This window comes from Sphingobium psychrophilum (assembly GCF_012927105.1).
GTDB classification, from domain to species: Bacteria; Pseudomonadota; Alphaproteobacteria; order Sphingomonadales; family Sphingomonadaceae; genus Sphingobium; species Sphingobium psychrophilum.
The window spans coordinates 155,120-170,719 of record NZ_JABBFV010000007.1; the positions used below are offsets into that span (position 1 = coordinate 155,120).

Genomic DNA, 15,600 nt, shown 5'->3' on the forward strand with positions numbered 1-15,600 from the left:
GTTAGCCCATCATTAACGCTCCTTCCTATCGACTCGTACATTTTCAGCCGCTTAGGCTGCGGACCATGTCCACCTCGGTCTTCGCCAATCTTGGCCATGTGCTGCGCTCACGCGACCCTTCGGTCGATCAACGCCGTGCGCAACGCGAACTGGTCGACATGGTCAGCCATATCACGGCGCACGGCCGCAGCCATGGCGCGCGGATCATCAACATCTCCGCGCTGGGCCTCATGTGCCGCAGCGACAGCCCCTTGTCGCAGGGCGAACGGGTCAGCATCTGGCTGCCGATCCTGAAAGACTATCCCGCGGAAATCCGCTGGGTGGAGGATGGCCGGGTCGGCATGGAATTTTACGAGCCGATTTCCCCAAAAATCTACGACGCGATGCTGTCGATCATCCCGCCGCGCCGGACGGCGTGGTAACGTCCAGCCCGGTGACCCGCATCGGGGTAAAACCCTCCCCCGCCTCCACCCGCTGACGCCCGCGCACCAGCGCTTCAGGCATCTCCGTGCGCAGGAAATCCAGCATAGCCTCCCGCACGTCGCACCGCAGGTCGAACGCCACGCCCGCATTACGCGCCGACAAGAGGCACCGCAATTCCAACGCATCGGCGCGATGATCGGTCACCTGCAACAGCACCACCCGCCCATCCCAACGCGCGTTCGCGGTCGTCACCTCGACCAGTCTCTCACGGATGCGCGTCACGTCGGCGGTCGGATCGACATAGAGGAACACCGTGCCCAGCAGGTCGGACGTTTTGGTGGTCCAGTTCTGGAACGGCTTTTCCAGAAAATAGGATACCGGCACCACCATCCGCCGGTCGTCCCAGATCCGCACGATCACATAGGTCAGCGTGATATCCTCGATACGCCCCCATTCCCCCTCCACGATCACCACATCGTCCAGCCGGATCGGCTCGGAAAAGGCCATCTGGATGCCCGCGATCAGATTTTTGAGCGCCGGTTGCGCCGCCGCACCGACCGCCAGGCCGACCAGACCCGCCGACGCCGCCAGCGTCACGCCGATCGCCCGCACGCCAGGAATCGCCATCAGCATCATCGCGATCACCAGCACCGCGACGATGCTCTGCGCGATGCGATAAAGGATGCGCACCCGCGTATGCCGTTTGCGCGCCTTGAGATTATCTTCCGCACTGATGTCCGCGCCGCGCTCGATCATCACCCGCGTCGCGCGCATCAGCCGCAGCAACAGCCAGCCGAACAGCAGCGCAAAGACCATCTTCGACCCGATCGACCAAAGACCTTCGATCCGCGCCCCCATATCCAGCGGCTGCAACCCCGCCCCCAGCGCCAGCAACACCACCAGCCACCGCGTCGGCTGAAAGATCGCCGGCAGCAAAACCGGGTCCATCCGCCGCCGCACGACCCGCAGCGCAATGGCATAGAGCGCCCAGTGGATCAGGAACGCGGACAGCACCGCCGCGATGATCGAGAACGCGGCGGTCGATGTGATATGGGTCAGGCTGATGTCAGTCATGCGGGGGCAACGCGACGGCGCGGGCATTTGTTTCGCAGGTGCGAGATGATCTGAAGGTCTTGTAAGGCGCTTAGCGCCTCCCCCTCCGCACCGTCATCCCCGCGCAGGCGGGGATCCATCTCACCAGCTTGGTGATTGGCGCGAGATCAGGAGATGGATTCCCACCTTCGCGGGAATGACAGAAAAGGGTGGGAAGGGGACTGTCACGTTTGGGCAGAACTTTGCAAAAAAGCTGTCACGGTTACGACTGATGATAGTGCCGCTCTTTGTTCCTAATCCTACGAAGGTAAAACGCCCACCTGATGAATGATATCAAAAATCCAACCGCCAAACCATATTTAGCCCAGTATAGAGCATCCATTCTCTTTAAAGCTTCGCCGTGATATTTTATTTCACTTAGTCTTTTATCTTTAGATATCAATATATTGCCTGAAATATCCTTGACATAGGCAACTATGTATCGAGATTTATAATGATATAGTCCTACTTCGACGTTCGCAGGAAGTTTCAAGTTATTTGTAACGCAGGAATAATTGCGCCGGAATAAGTTGCAAGCAACGCCATATTTTTGTGTCTGATTAGCAATCACAAGTGAATATTGCTTAAATCCCTTGGCATTTAGCGTTCCTCGGACATTGAACGTCGAAGTATCTTTTATAATATAATATATATTTGCATCATCGGTTTGCGGAGCAATAACGGCGTTGAAAAGCGCAACAATTATTGGCAATGCGATCCAGTTAACAGAGAGGCTTAAATTAAGAGTGGTGGCTAACGACTGCAACCTGTTCGATGGCATGCTCAAGACATAGTGCTCCCACTTTTCAAGCTTGCCGACATGCGGGCGGCAGATAATAGGTGCCCATCAAAACGGGTTAACGTGTGCAAATGGTCGTTTCCCGACACCATCCGCTTCCACCTACCCCCCCCTGAGCAACCCCACAGCCGCATCCTTCTCGAACAGGTACAGGCACACCCGCGCTGCCTGCCCGCGCGCGCTATCCAGCCCGCCGTCCCGCTCGATCAGCAGATGCGCGTCGTCCCGCGCGCTGTCCACCAGCGCCGCCACATGCTCAGGGCTAGCGACCTTCAACGCCGCCTCGCCCGACTGGCGCGTGCCCAGCACTTCGCCCGCCCCCCTTAGCTTCAAATCCTCTTCCGCGATCCGAAACCCGTCATTCGTCTCCCGCATCAGCGCCAGCCGCGCCCGCGACGTTTCGCCCAGCGCATTACCGCGCAGCAGCAGGCAGGTCGACGGCTTGTCCCCGCGCCCCACACGCCCGCGCAACTGGTGCAACTGCGCCAACCCGAACCGATCCGCCCCCTCGATGATGATGAGGCTGGAGTTGGGCACATCCACCCCCACTTCGATCACCGTGGTCGCCACCAATATCTGCGTGCGATTGGCGGCAAAGGCTGCCATCGCGGCGTCCTTGTCCGGTCCCTTCATCCGGCCATGGACCAGCCCCACCCGGTTCCCGAACCGTTCGCGCAGCGTCTCCGCCCGCATTTCCGCCGCCGCCTGGTCGCTCGTCTCGCTTTCCTCGACCAGCGGGCACACCCAATAGGCTTGGCCTCCCCCCTCGACATGGCGGGCCAGCGCCTCCACCACCTCGTCCAGCCGGCTCGCCGCCATCACTAAAGTCTGGATCGGCTGACGCCCCGGCGGCATCTCGTCCAGGCGGGACACTTCCATTTCGCCATAATAGGTCAAAGTCAGCGTGCGCGGGATCGGCGTCGCCGTCATCACCAGCAGATGCGGCGACCGCTCCGCCTTGCTCGCCAGCATCATCCGCTGCGCCACGCCGAAGCGATGCTGCTCGTCGATCACCGCCAGCCCCAGCGCCTTATACTGCACCGCCTCCTGAAAGATCGCGTGGGTGCCGACCAATATGTCGATGCTCCCATCCGCCAGCCCCATCAGCGTGGCTTCGCGCACCTTGCCCTTGTCGCGCCCGGTCAGGATCGCGATTTCGACGGGCAGGCCCGACGCCATCTTGCGCAGCGTCTCATAATGTTGCCGCGCCAATATCTCGGTCGGCGCCAGCATCGCGCCCTGCATCCCCGCCTCGACCGCATTGAGCAGCGCCATCAGTGCCACCAGCGTCTTGCCCGACCCCACATCGCCCTGGAGCAGCCGCAGCATCGGCGTCCCCTGCGCCATGTCGCCCTCAATCTCGCCAAAGGCCCGCCGCTGCGCGCCAGTAGGGGCAAAGGGCAGTTTCAGCATGGCGCGCAGCCGCCCGTCCCCCTGGATCGGCACGCCCCGCCGCCGCCGCGACGATTGCCGCACCAGCATCAGCGCCAGCTGCCCTGCAAAAATCTCGTCATAGGCCAGCCGCGCGCGGGCCATCGCGTCGGACGGATCGGCATGAACCCGCGCCAAGGCCTCGCGCCACGCGGGCCAATCCTTGCGCGCCAGCAGGCTCGGCTCGATCCACTCCGGCAACTCCGGCGCGCGGCTCAGCGCCTGCGCCACGATGTCGCGCATCCGGTTGTTGGTCAGCCCTTCGGACAGGCCATAGACCGATTCGCGCGCCGGTAGCGTGTTCGCCTCGTCGGGAGCCAGCACGTCGGGATGAACGATCTGGAGCGTGTCGCCATAGGCCTCCAGCTTGCCGGAGATATATTTCGGCTCGTTCAGTGGCAGCAGCTTGCGCGGCCATCCGCTATTCTTCCCGAAATAGACCAGCGCCACATGATTGCCGTAACGATCCACCATATCCACGCGAAACGGCGCACGCGCGCTGCCGCTGGCGCGATAGTCCACCGGCGTCAGTTCGATGCCCACCACCCGCCCGGCGTCCGCCATGTCGAGCCTGTCGGTCAGATGCCGGTCCACCCAACTGACCGGCAGATGAAAGGCCACATCGACCGCGCGCGCCAGCCCCAGCCGCTCCAGCGGACGGGCCAGAGCGGGACCGATTCCCTTGAACAGGGATATTTCGGCAAAGAGCGGATTGAGAATATCGGGTCGCATGTCTATCTGACGCGCTCTAGAGCATTTTCGAGGCGGCCGGAACGGCCAGCGGCTTGGAAAATGCGACGAACAAAAAACGCTCCAGCCGCGACGGCCATACAAATGCCCTATCGGTGTTTTTGCCATGCCCGCAAAAGGAACAAATTGTGAACGACGATCCCCTGATGCGCCGCCTGAAATTCCGGGCCTGGCACCGCGGCACCCGCGAATCGGATTACACGGTCGGCGGCTTTTTCGAACGCTATCATGAGACATGGAATGCCGAAGAGATCGCCTGGTTCGAACGCTTCATGGACGAGCAGGACGCTGACATCATCGGCTGGGCGCTCGGCACCATCCCCGTGCCGGACGAATGGAAAGGCCCGATGATGGACAAGTTCCTGAAGCTCGATTTCGTGAAGATCGAAAACTAAATCCTTCCCGGCACGAGGAGTGGGACCGTTCGCGAAGCGAGTGGTGGAGGGGGAGCACCTCCCGCACCACGCCCGGACGATCCCCCCCTCCGTCAGGGCTTCGCCCTGCCACCTCCCCGTACCGGGGAGGATCATTGGATAACGACAACGACAATGACCGATCTCCAAAAAATCCTGAACGCCAAGGCGCCGCTCACCCTGTCGGGCGTCCCTGCGGGGTTCCAGCCCTGGCTGCTGGCCGACATCGCGCGCGCCGCCGGGGCTGCGGGGGGCCGCGCCGTCTTCATCGCCTCCGACGAGCAGTTGATGCGCGCGGTCGCGGACACGGCGCATTATTTCGCGCCAGAGATTGAGATCATCGAAATCCCCGCCTGGGACTGCCTGCCCTACGACCGGGCAAGCCCCTCGCTGCGCGCAGCATCGGCTCGCCTTGCCGGCCTCTACGCGCTGCAAGCCAAGCCCAAAGGCCCGCAACTGGTCCTCACCACGCTGGCCGCCATGACCCAGCGCACGCTCACGCCCTTCCGCGTCCGGCAGCTGGTCGCCAAACTCGCGCCCAAGGAACGGATTGCGATCCAGGCGCTGGCCGCCATGCTCCAGGCGAACGGCTATGTCCGCACCGACACGGTCCACGACCGCGGCGAATTTGCGATCCGCGGCGGTATCGTCGATCTCTTCCCCGGCGGTGAGGATATGCCGCTACGCCTCGACTTTTTCGGCGACGAGATCGAGACGGTCCGCCGCTTCGATCCGTCCGACCAGCGCACGATCGAAAATGTCGATGGCTTCACCCTTCTCCCCGCGTCCGAAGCCTTGCTGGATGAGGAAACGATCAAGCGCTTCCGCGGCCGCTACCGCGAAACCTTCGGCGCGACCGCGACCGGCGACCCGCTCTATCAGGCGGTCAGCGACGGTCGCCGCCTCGCCGGCATGGAACATTGGCTCCCGCTGTTCGAGGAGAAGCTGGTCCCCCTCGCCGATCACCTTGGCGACGATGCCGTCCTGATCCGCGACCCCGGCGTCGCAGGCGCGGCGGAAAGCCGGTTCGAATCGATCCGTGACTATCACGCCAACCGCATCCAGGCGAAGACGTCCGACCCCGGCGCCTACCGCCCGCTCAAACCCGAATCCCTCTATCTTGACACGGCCGAATGGGACGCCGCCGTCGCGACGATGCCGATGCACGGCACCACGCCTTTCCATGAACCGGCAAGCGCGACCGTCCTCGACTTCGCGGTCGATGGCCCGCGCGATTTCGCCCCCGAACGCGCGCAGAATAGCAACATCTACGAAGCCGTCGGCAAGCACATCGCCGCCCTGCGCCGTGAGAAAAAGAAAGTCATCATCGCCAGCTATTCGGTCGGCGCGCGCGAGCGCCTGTCGGGCCTGCTCGCCGATCATGACGTCACCCGCCTCGCTACCGCCGACAACTGGCAGGAAGCGCTGGGCACCGCCGCCAATGGCAGCGTCACGCTCACCGTCCTGCCGCTAGACCACGGCTTCACCGCGCCCGACGTCGCCGTCCTCACCGAACAGGATATGCTGGGCGACCGCCTCGTCCGCCGGGCCAAGCGCAAGAAGAGCGCCGACGCCTTCCTTCAGGAACTCGCCACCCTCTCCCCCGGCGATCTCGTCGTCCATATGGACCATGGCATCGGCCGCTACGAAGGGTTGACGCAAATCCCGGTCAGCAAGGCCGCGCATGATTGCGTCGCGCTGACCTATGCAGGCGGCGACAAGCTTTATGTCCCCGTCGAAAATCTCGAAGTCCTCTCCCGCTACGGCAGCGAGAATGAAGGCGTCAGCCTCGACAGGCTGGGCGGCGAAGCGTGGCAGCGGCGCAAGGCCAAGATGAAGGATCGCATCCGCGAAATCGCGGGCGAACTGCTCAAGACCGCTGCCGTGCGAGCGTTGCGGACGGCCACCGTGGCCGAACCGGATCAGGCCGGCTACCCCGCCTTCGTCGACCGCTTCCCCTATCAGGAAACAGAGGATCAGGATCGCGCGATCAGCGATGTGGTCGAGGATTTGGGGTCGGGCAAGCCGATGGACCGCCTCGTCTGCGGCGACGTCGGCTTCGGCAAGACCGAAGTGGCCCTGCGCGCCGCCTTCGTCGCGGCGATGGCGGGCATGCAGGTTGTCGTGATCTGCCCCACCACGCTCCTTGCGCGCCAGCACCACATGCAGTTCGAGGAACGCTTCCGCGGCTTCCCCGTCAATATCGGCCGCCTGTCCCGGCTGGTCCCCGACAAGGAGGCGAAGGCGACCAAGGCGGGCCTGGCCGACGGCACGATCGACATCGTCGTGGGCACTCATGCGCTGCTGGCCAAGGGGCTGGAATTCAAGCGCCTCGGCCTCGTCATCGTGGATGAGGAACAGCGGTTCGGCGTCACCCACAAGGAACGGCTGAAGTCGCTCAAGACCGACGTCCATGTCCTGACGCTCACCGCCACGCCGATCCCGCGCACGCTGCAAATGGCGATGTCGGGCCTGCGCGAACTGTCGGTCATCCAGACGCCGCCGGTCGATCGCCTGGCGGTCCGCACCTACATCATGCCCTGGGACGGCGTCGTCATCCGCGAAGCCCTGCTGCGCGAACATTATCGCGGCGGCCAGAGCTTCTTCGTCGTGCCCCGCATCGCGGACCTGACCGAAATCGAGGAGTTCCTGCGCAACGAAGTGCCGGAAATCAAGGCCATCGTCGCCCATGGCCAGATGAGCGCCACCGATGTCGAGGAACGCATGTCCGCCTTCTACGACAAGCGCTACGACGTGCTGCTCTCCACGACCATCGTGGAATCGGGCCTCGACATCCCCAGCGCAAACACGCTCATCATCCACCGCGCCGACCGTTTCGGCCTCGCGCAACTCTACCAGCTACGCGGCCGCGTCGGCCGATCCAAGACGCGCGCTTATGCCTATATGACGACGCCCGCCAACCGCATCATCACTGAAACGGCGGAAAAGCGATTGAAGGTCTTGTCCGACCTCGACACGCTGGGCGCAGGCTTCCAGCTCGCCTCCCACGATCTCGACATTCGCGGCGCGGGCAATCTGGTCGGCGACGAACAGTCGGGCCATATCAAGGAAGTCGGCTTCGAACTCTACCAGTCGATGCTGGAAGAGGCGATCATGGACGCCAAGGCGGGCGGGGTCGGCATCGAAAAGCGCAGCGACAGCTTCTCCCCCCAGATCAGCGTCGATGCGCCCATCCTCATCCCCGACGACTATGTGCTCGACCTTGACCTCCGCATGGGCCTCTATCGCCGCATCAATGAGTTGGAGGACCGCAATGGCCTGGAATCCTTCGCCGCCGAACTGATCGACCGTTTCGGCAAGCTGCCGCTCCCCACGCAAAACCTGCTCAAGATCATCGAGATCAAGCAAAATTGCGTGACCGCGAATATCTCGAAAATCGACATGGGCGCGAAAGGCGCATTGGTCAGCTTCTTCGAAGACAGCTTCCCCAATCCCGCGGGCCTCATCGCCTATGTCCAGCGCCTGGATGGCGTCGCCCGCCTGCGCCCCGACAGCAAGATCGTCGTCAACCGCGCCTGGCCCGATCCCCAGGCCCGCCTGAACGGCGCGCTGCAATTGTCGAAAGGCCTGGCGAAGGCGGCGGGGTAGGAGGCATTACATGATCGTCACCCCGGGCTTGACCCGGGGTCCCGCTTTTTCGATCCTCCCTCGACGGAAAAAGCGCGACAAGGCGGATGGGTCTACATCATGGCGGATCGCTATCGCGGCACGCTCTATGTCGGCGTTACGTCAAACCTGACCCAGCGCGTCCATTAGCATCGTTCAAATGAAGGCTCTGATTTTTGCGCGCTTTATCAACTCCACCGCCTCGTCTGGGCCGAACGCGGTGACGACATCGTCACCTGCATCGAGCGCGAAAAGCGGCTCAAGCGTTGGCGGCGGCAATGGAAATTCGAACTGATCGAGAATGACAATCCCGAATGGCGAGACATGTTCGGCGCGCTGGCTTGAAACAACAGCGGGACCCCGGCTCAAGGCCGGGGTGACGATGGGAGAACATATGCTCGCCCTTTCCTACTCGGCGCATTTCTGGTCTATCCTGCGGGATGGAACAGCCCGACCGACGCGCCGCCCGCAATCCGTCACGAGAGCGATTTCTAATCAGATGGAATCATCTGATGACTCGGAAATCGCGTAAAGCCAATAATCTAGAGCGGTCGATCCGATACAATCGGATCGCAAACCGCTCTAGTGACCCGGATGGCGCGTAACCGGCGCGTCACGATGACCCTGGTGTCGCGTCAAAGATACGCAGTTGTTACCTAAGACGCACTTTGCCCACACAAAAGCCCCGAAATCGGGCGATAATTTTTGCCATGACGGTGTGAACTTCGCTGTGGCGCGTTGCTGTGACCCATGCGCACTCTGTCCTACCTGATCCAGATGCGCTAAAACGGTCCGACAAAAGGGGAGAATATTATCATGCCCGTCGAAATCACGATCCTCGCCTGGTCCATGGTCCTGCTGCTGGTCCACATCTTTGCCGCGGCGCATGTGAAGACGAAGCAATATGGCCCCAAATGGAATATGGGCGCGCGCGACGAAAAACTGCCGCCGCTCCATCCGCTCGCCGGGCGCCTGGTCCGGGCGGAGGCCAATTTCAAGGAAACTCTGCCCATCGCCATCGTCGCGCTGATCGGCGTGGTCGTGGCGGGGAAGACCAGCGAATGGACCGCCATGGGCGGCTGGATTTGGCTGGGCGCGCGGATCGTCTATCTGCCGCTCTATGCGGCCGGCATCCCGGTGGTCCGCACCATCATCTTCCTGGCCAGCCTGGTTGGCATATTGATCGTCCTCTGGCCGCTGCTGACTGTTTAACCCTTCAGCACCAGATTGATAAGGTCGGCGGACGACACTCCCGCCGACCGCAGGAAGCCCTGATAATAATCGCAGCCCTCACGAGCGAGCAGGCCCAGTTGCTCCTCCGTCTCTACCCCCTCGGCGATGACCTTCAACCCCAGCGACTTGGCCATGTGGATGACCCCACGCACGATGATCCGGTCCCGCGCCGTGCCCGCAATATCCTGTGCCAGACCACTGTCGATCTTCAGGAAATCGAGCGGCAGGCTCTTGAGATAGGCGAGGCTGGAATAGCCCGTGCCGAAATCGTCGATCGCGACCGCCAGTCCTTCGGTCCGCAGCGCCGTCAACAGCGCGGCGGCGGCGTCCACATCCTCGATCAAGCCGCTCTCGGTGATCTCCACCGTCAGCCGGGACCGCGGAAAGCCGCTGCGATCGACCAGCCCCAGCAGGCCGGGCATGAAACCGGGTTGGGCGATGTCCGCCGCGGTGACGTTGATCGACAGGCGCAAGTCGGACAAGGCCCGCGGCCAGGCAGCCGCCTGCCGCAACGCCTCTGCCTGGATATGCGCCGACAGCGGCAGCATATAGTCGGATCGCTCCGCCGTGGCGAACAATATGCCCGCGCCCAGCGGGCCATAATGGGGGTGATTCCACCGCGCCAGCGCCTCCACGCCGCTGATCTTGTCGCTGTCGACCGGATATTGCGGCTGGAACACAATGCCGATCTCGCCCCGGTCCAGCGCCAGGCGCAGGTCCGTCTCCAACCGGTCGGCATCCACCTGGCGGCTGTGCTTTTCGGCCGAAAGGATGCGGATGCCCTCACCGCCCCCCTGCCGCGCATCGGCCAGCGCCGTGCCCGCGCGGCGCAGCAGATGGGTCACGTCATCCTCCGCCCGCGCCTGCGCAATGCCGCACCGCGCCGTCAGGCGGATCAGGTGATCGCCCGCGCTGAACGGTTGCCCGACCGCACCGATCAATTGGCGCGCCAGGAAGGTCGCCCGGTCGCTCCCCGCCGCCTCGCCGGTCAGACCGACCAGAAATTCGGTGCCCGCAATGCGCGCGACCATTGCGCCGGGCGCAACATCGTCCACCATCCGCTCGATCCGCCGGGCGATGCGGCCCAACAGCGCGTCGCCGACCACCTGACCATAGGCGGCGTTCATGCGGTCGAACTGGCTGATCGACAGTAACAAGATACTGGTGGCCAAGCCCGCCCGCCGGTCCAGCCAGTCCAGCGCCGCCTGCCGCGATCGCAGGCCGGTCAGGAAATCGCGCATCTCGCCTTCCCGTTCATGCCCTTCGGACAGCCATTCGACGTCGGCGGCCAGCCCGCCGTCCGACAGCCGCAGATGATGCACCAGCCGCTGGCCAGGGCGTCCGGGCAAGCTATGCGCCAGCGCAGCGGGGCGTCCGGCGCGGATCATCGCCTTCAACGCGACCAGCACCGCGCGTCGTTCCGACCGCGGCAACCGGCGCAGCAATGCCGAAGGGGCGATATGCGAATCGGCCAGGTCCAGATGCTGCGCCAGGCTGTCGCTCAACCGCAGCAGCGACCCGGCACGCGCCAGTTCCCAATAGAGCGCGTCGCCCCGCCTGATCCGCTGGGCGCGCTGGTTATGCGCCACGCCGCCGCCCACACGCTCCACCAGTCGGTGCGCAGACGCCAGCGCGGCATTGAGCGCAGCGTCGGTCACCGGCCCCACCAGATAATGGGTCGCCCCCGCAGCCATCAGGGCGGGCAACTGCCCCTGGTCCTGCGGATCGACCAGCACCAGCAACGCGCCGCCACCCGCCTCCATCGGCGGCACCAGCGGCGACAGCAACCGCTGCGCCTGCCCGCCCGCCCGAAGGTCGACCAGCGCGACCTGCGCCTCGCTATGCAGATAGCGCTGCGGGGCGTCCTTGGCCCGCCGTGCGCCGATCGCGCGCCAGCCGATCCTTTGCGCGGCATGGCACAGCCCGTCGCGATCGCCCGGCGACAGGATGAAAAGGCTGCGATGGCCGACTGCGGTATGATCCCCGCTCACGTATATCTGTCCCCCGGCATGGCGCATCGCCCCGTCCTGTTACCACGCCTTAGCATCAAGCCGTTACCGACCTGTTGCCCCGCCTGCAACTTCGCTTGCGCGGGCCATGTCCATCGCCTAGCTAGTCGGCATGGCCATGGCCGATCCCTCACGCCCTTTGATGACCGACGGTCTTGGCCGCCGGATCAGCTATCTGCGCATTTCGGTGACCGACCGCTGCGACCTGCGCTGCCGCTATTGCATGGCGGAAAAGATGCAGTTCCTGCCCAAAAATCAGGTGCTGACGCTGGAAGAGATCGCCCTGCTGGCCGATCTGTTCATTGCCCGCGGCATCCGTAAAATCCGCCTGACCGGTGGCGAGCCATTGGTGCGGCGCGATATCGGCGATCTGGTTCGCCGCATCGGACGGCATATCGGCGCGGGCCTGGAGGAACTGACCCTCACCACCAACGGCACTCGCCTCGCCGACCATGCGGAGATGCTGGCGGATGCGGGCGTGCGGCGGATCAATGTCAGCCTGGACAGCCGCGATCCCGAACGCTTCGCCCATGTGACCCGCGGCGGCAAGATCGAGCAGGTTTTCGCCGGACTGGACACCGCCCGTGCTGCGGGCCTTGCGGTCAAGATCAACATGGTGGCGCTCAAGGGCGTCAATGACGATGAAATCCTGTCGATGCTGCGCTGGTGCGGGGAGGAGGGTTTCGACCTTACCCTGATCGAAACCATGCCGCTGGGCGACACCGGCGAGGATCGCACAGATCATTATCTGCCGCTGACCCATGTCGCCGACCTGATTCGCGCCGATCATGCGCTCACTCCACTCTCGCACCGGACCGGCGGCCCGGCCCGCTATCATGCGGTCGAGGGGATGGGGATCAAGCTGGGCCTCATCACGCCGCTCACGCAAAATTTCTGCGCCGACTGCAACCGCATCCGCATGACGTGCGAGGGCAAGATTTTCATGTGCCTGGGCCATGAGGATCATGTCGATTTCAAGTCGGCCCTGCGCGAAGGCGGCCTGCCCGCCGTTGAGCCGCTGATAGACCAGGCGCTGCGGCTTAAGCCTGCCGCCCACGACTTCCGTATCGGCGCGGGCGAAGGCGCGGCCACACGCCGCCATATGAGCGTCACCGGCGGATGAGCAGCGAGCCGCGGCGCGCTCTGGTCGCGTCCCCCACCCAAGCCGCGCGAGCGGCTGAGGAGCGGCTGCGCGCCGCTTATGACTTCGTGCCCGTCGAGCAGGCCGACATGATCATCGCGCTGGGCGGCGACGGCTTCATGCTTCAGACGCTCCATTCCATGCTGGAAGCGCGCCGGATCGTCCCGATCTTCGGGATGAACCTGGGCACGGTCGGTTTCCTGATGAACGAATGGCGGCTGGAACGGCTCGACCAGCGGCTGGAGAAGGCCAAGAGCTTCAAGGTCAATCCGTTGCGCATGACGGTGGACACGGTCGATGGCGAGCGTTTCTCCATCCCCGCCATCAACGAAGTCTCGCTGCTGCGCGAAACCCGCCAGACCGCCAAGCTGGAGGTGCAGGTGAACGGCCGCACCGTGCTGCCCGAACTGGTGTGCGATGGCGTACTGGTGGCGACCCCGGCCGGCTCGACCGCCTATAATCTGTCCGCCCATGGTCCCATCCTGCCGCTGGGGTCCGCGCTCGTCGCCCTGACCCCGATCAGTCCATTCCGTCCCCGGCGCTGGCGCGGCGCCATCCTGCCTGAAAACACGGTCATCCGTTTCATCGTCCTCGATCCCGTCAAGCGCCCGGTCAGCGCCGTCGCCGATCAGCGCGAAGTCCGCGACATTGCGCAGGTGGAGATCGGCATCGACCGTGCGACCCCACTGACATTGTTGTTCGACCCCGAACATACGCTGGACGACCGCATCGCCGCCGAACAATTCATCGCATAAATTTCCGTCATTTGGCGCTTGCCATGGCGTGAAAGCCGCTGCTATAGGCGCGTCCTGCCCAGCGAAAGCGGGTTGCTCCCCGATAGCTCAGCGGTAGAGCATTCGACTGTTAATCGAATGGCCGTAGGTTCGAATCCTACTCGGGGAGCCACATTTTCAGGCCGGCAGGCCCGGAATTTTCTCAGAAATAGCGTTTTCGCGCCGCCTCACAGGCCTCCTGCCTAGTCGCGAATGTCTGACATGAATTGACCTGATTTTTCGGTTGTCAGGCGATCGACGCTCTTGCCATTTCCATTTCGCCGATGCATAGGCGCGGCCTGCCTGGCGAAAGCCGGTCGTTCCCCGATAGCTCAGCGGTAGAGCATTCGACTGTTAATCGAATGGCCGTAGGTTCGAATCCTACTCGGGGAGCCATTTTTACCAACATCTTCAGCACCTTCGTCCAGCTCGATGCTCCGTCGCGCCGCGCCCTGCTTCGCCCAGGAAAAAACGCGCGAAGCCGGTAAGCTTCGCGCGTTCAAGGTCACGCTTGGGGGAAGAAACGGTTCAGCGCGATGCGTATTGGCGGCCCTTAGTGGCGATCGCCCAACGCTGCGGCGTCGCGCCCGGCGCGCCTTCGCGCACAAAACACTGGCCGCTCTTTGCGCGGATCGTCCGGCACGCCGTCATGGCGTCCGCCCGGCTGCCAAAGCCACTGATGGCAAGGCGATAATAGGGCTTGCCCTTGACGGTCGCCTGGCTGGTCAGCACCGGGAAGGCGGCCAGAGCATTGCTGCGCCCGGCCATGCTCATCCATTTTTCCTTGGCGATCGCGGCATTGTCATAAGCGCCCAGCTGCACCACCCAGTTGCTGGCGCCATTGGCGACCGGCTTGATGAAGGCGGCCTGCTGCATCCGTGCGACCGGCATGGCGATGGCTGGCTGTGCCTTGGCGGCACGGCTCTTGGGCTGAACCGGCTTGGCGTTGCGATCCTCAATGATGAAATCGCGGGCGGCGACGCGCACAGGCGCGCGGGCGGCCTTGATGACAGGTGCGGGCGCGGCCTCTACGACCGGCTCAGGCGCGGGCGTGGCTTCCGCCACTTGCACCGGCGCTTCCGGCTGGGCTTCTTGCACGGGCGCGATGTCCGGCGTGGCCTGCGCCATTTCGATCGGCGCAGCGGCGGCAGGTGCCAGCGCCAGCGCGACCGGCTGGCCGATATCGCCCTGATCGATCGTCACGCCCATCAGCGCGGCGACGCGCATCGGCGCCAAAGAAGGCTCGGCGATCTGCGCCCAGTCGGAAATACGCTTGTTCGCGGCCAGCGGCGCCATGTCCATGCCCACGATCATGCGCGCATCCTTCCAGCGACCGGCCAGCGCATAGGCATAGGCGAGATTCTGGCGCGTGCGCACGGTAGCGGACTGGTCATGAATGGCTTCGGAAAGAATACGGACGCCTTCGGACGGATCGCCCGCCATCGCCATCGCCAGGCCATAGTCGCCCGCCGGCACTGTAGCGGCATTGGCGACCAGCAGGCTGCGCGCGGCGTCGGCACGGCCCTGCGCTACCTGCACCAGCGCCAGGCTGACGATCGTGCTGGCGTCGTTATTGCCCAGTGTCATCGCGTCGCTCAGCGCCGTTTCGGCCGAGGCGAAGCGGCCGGCCAGCACATAGGCGCGGCCCAAAATATGGCGATAGGTGGCGTTTTGCGGGGCGATCTGCACCGCAGCTTCGGCGGCTTCCACCGCCTTGGCACCGTCCCGGTCGGCCAGCGCCTTTTCGGCGGCGATGGCGAGTTTGCCCGGATCGCCCTTCTGCTGGACGGCCGAAGCCGACGGGCGGAAGGCCGCGCCGGTGCAACCCACCATGGTCGTGGCGACGAGCAAAGAAGACAGCGCCGCCTTTCCGAATGTCGTGCGTTTCATAAAATTACCCACCCTTCAT

The 15,600-nt window shown here is 63.8% G+C and carries 11 protein-coding genes, 2 tRNA genes and 1 pseudogene; 9 read left to right on the forward strand and 5 right to left on the reverse strand.

All coding sequences use genetic code 11. The features are described from left to right. The first annotated feature begins 65 nt into the window (after nucleotides 1-65). Nucleotides 66-422 (forward strand): PilZ domain-containing protein, encoded by a 357-nt coding sequence (locus tag HHL08_RS11925; RefSeq protein WP_169573395.1) that lies wholly within the window; start codon nucleotides 66-68, stop codon nucleotides 420-422. Here the strand turns inward: HHL08_RS11925 and HHL08_RS11930 are convergent. The 3 genes from HHL08_RS11930 to recG form a co-directional block, all read right to left on the reverse strand. Then, nucleotides 394-1,497, reverse strand: a complete 1,104-nt coding sequence (locus tag HHL08_RS11930) for a mechanosensitive ion channel family protein (protein ID WP_169573396.1) — start codon at nucleotides 1,495-1,497, stop codon at nucleotides 394-396. The genes HHL08_RS11925 and HHL08_RS11930 overlap by 29 nt on opposite strands. Before the next feature lie 241 nt (nucleotides 1,498-1,738). Then, complete coding sequence (locus HHL08_RS11935; protein ID WP_169573397.1) at nucleotides 1,739-2,302, reverse strand: hypothetical protein; 564 nt, start codon at nucleotides 2,300-2,302, stop codon at nucleotides 1,739-1,741. A gap of 114 nt (nucleotides 2,303-2,416) precedes the next feature. Beyond that, a complete protein-coding gene (gene recG / locus HHL08_RS11940) occupies nucleotides 2,417-4,477 on the reverse strand; it encodes an ATP-dependent DNA helicase RecG (RefSeq protein ID WP_169573398.1) in 2,061 nt (686 codons plus the stop codon). A 146-nt stretch (nucleotides 4,478-4,623) separates the two neighbouring features. Here recG and HHL08_RS11945 point away from each other — a divergent pair, with 146 nt between their 5' ends. From HHL08_RS11945 to HHL08_RS11960, 4 genes and pseudogenes are all read left to right on the forward strand, one after another. Beyond that, nucleotides 4,624-4,890 carry a succinate dehydrogenase assembly factor 2 gene (locus HHL08_RS11945; RefSeq protein ID WP_169573399.1) on the forward strand — a complete coding sequence of 89 codons (267 nt, stop codon included), beginning with the start codon at nucleotides 4,624-4,626 and terminating at the stop codon, nucleotides 4,888-4,890. A 153-nt stretch (nucleotides 4,891-5,043) separates the two neighbouring features. Then, entirely contained in the window at nucleotides 5,044-8,517 is a 3,474-nt protein-coding gene (gene mfd, locus HHL08_RS11950) for a transcription-repair coupling factor (RefSeq protein WP_169573400.1), read from the forward strand. A 99-nt stretch (nucleotides 8,518-8,616) separates the two neighbouring features. Next, nucleotides 8,617-8,880, forward strand: a pseudogene (locus HHL08_RS25630) (GIY-YIG nuclease family protein). 471 nt (nucleotides 8,881-9,351) lie between these two features. Continuing rightward, on the forward strand, nucleotides 9,352-9,747 hold the full coding sequence (locus HHL08_RS11960; protein ID WP_169573401.1) for an MAPEG family protein: 396 nt from the start codon (nucleotides 9,352-9,354) through the stop codon (nucleotides 9,745-9,747). Here HHL08_RS11960 and HHL08_RS11965 read toward each other — a convergent pair. Then, entirely contained in the window at nucleotides 9,744-11,759 is a 2,016-nt protein-coding gene (locus tag HHL08_RS11965; protein WP_408021774.1) for a putative bifunctional diguanylate cyclase/phosphodiesterase, read from the reverse strand. The genes HHL08_RS11960 and HHL08_RS11965 overlap by 4 nt on opposite strands. A 130-nt stretch (nucleotides 11,760-11,889) precedes the next feature. On the opposite strand from HHL08_RS11965, the gene moaA reads away from it, so the two are divergent. The 4 genes from moaA (at nucleotide 11,890) to HHL08_RS11985 (ending at nucleotide 14,087) form a co-directional block, all read left to right on the forward strand. Further along, nucleotides 11,890-12,900 (forward strand): GTP 3',8-cyclase MoaA, encoded by a 1,011-nt coding sequence (moaA, locus tag HHL08_RS11970; RefSeq protein WP_169573403.1) that lies wholly within the window; start codon nucleotides 11,890-11,892, stop codon nucleotides 12,898-12,900. After that, nucleotides 12,897-13,673, forward strand: coding sequence for an NAD kinase (locus tag HHL08_RS11975; protein WP_169573404.1), 777 nt, complete (start codon nucleotides 12,897-12,899; stop codon nucleotides 13,671-13,673). The genes moaA and HHL08_RS11975 overlap by 4 nt, the downstream gene beginning before the upstream one ends. 76 nt (nucleotides 13,674-13,749) lie before the next feature. After that, a tRNA-Asn gene (locus HHL08_RS11980) sits at nucleotides 13,750-13,824 on the forward strand. Between the two features lie 188 nt (nucleotides 13,825-14,012). Then, nucleotides 14,013-14,087, forward strand: a tRNA-Asn gene (locus HHL08_RS11985). Nucleotides 14,088-14,219: 132 nt separating this feature from the next. Here HHL08_RS11985 and HHL08_RS11990 read toward each other — a convergent pair. Then, the gene (locus HHL08_RS11990; protein ID WP_169573405.1) at nucleotides 14,220-15,581 is read right to left on the reverse strand and encodes an SPOR domain-containing protein; all 1,362 of its coding nucleotides are present in this window, start codon (nucleotides 15,579-15,581) and stop codon (nucleotides 14,220-14,222) included. Between the last annotated feature and the right edge of the window lie 19 nt (nucleotides 15,582-15,600).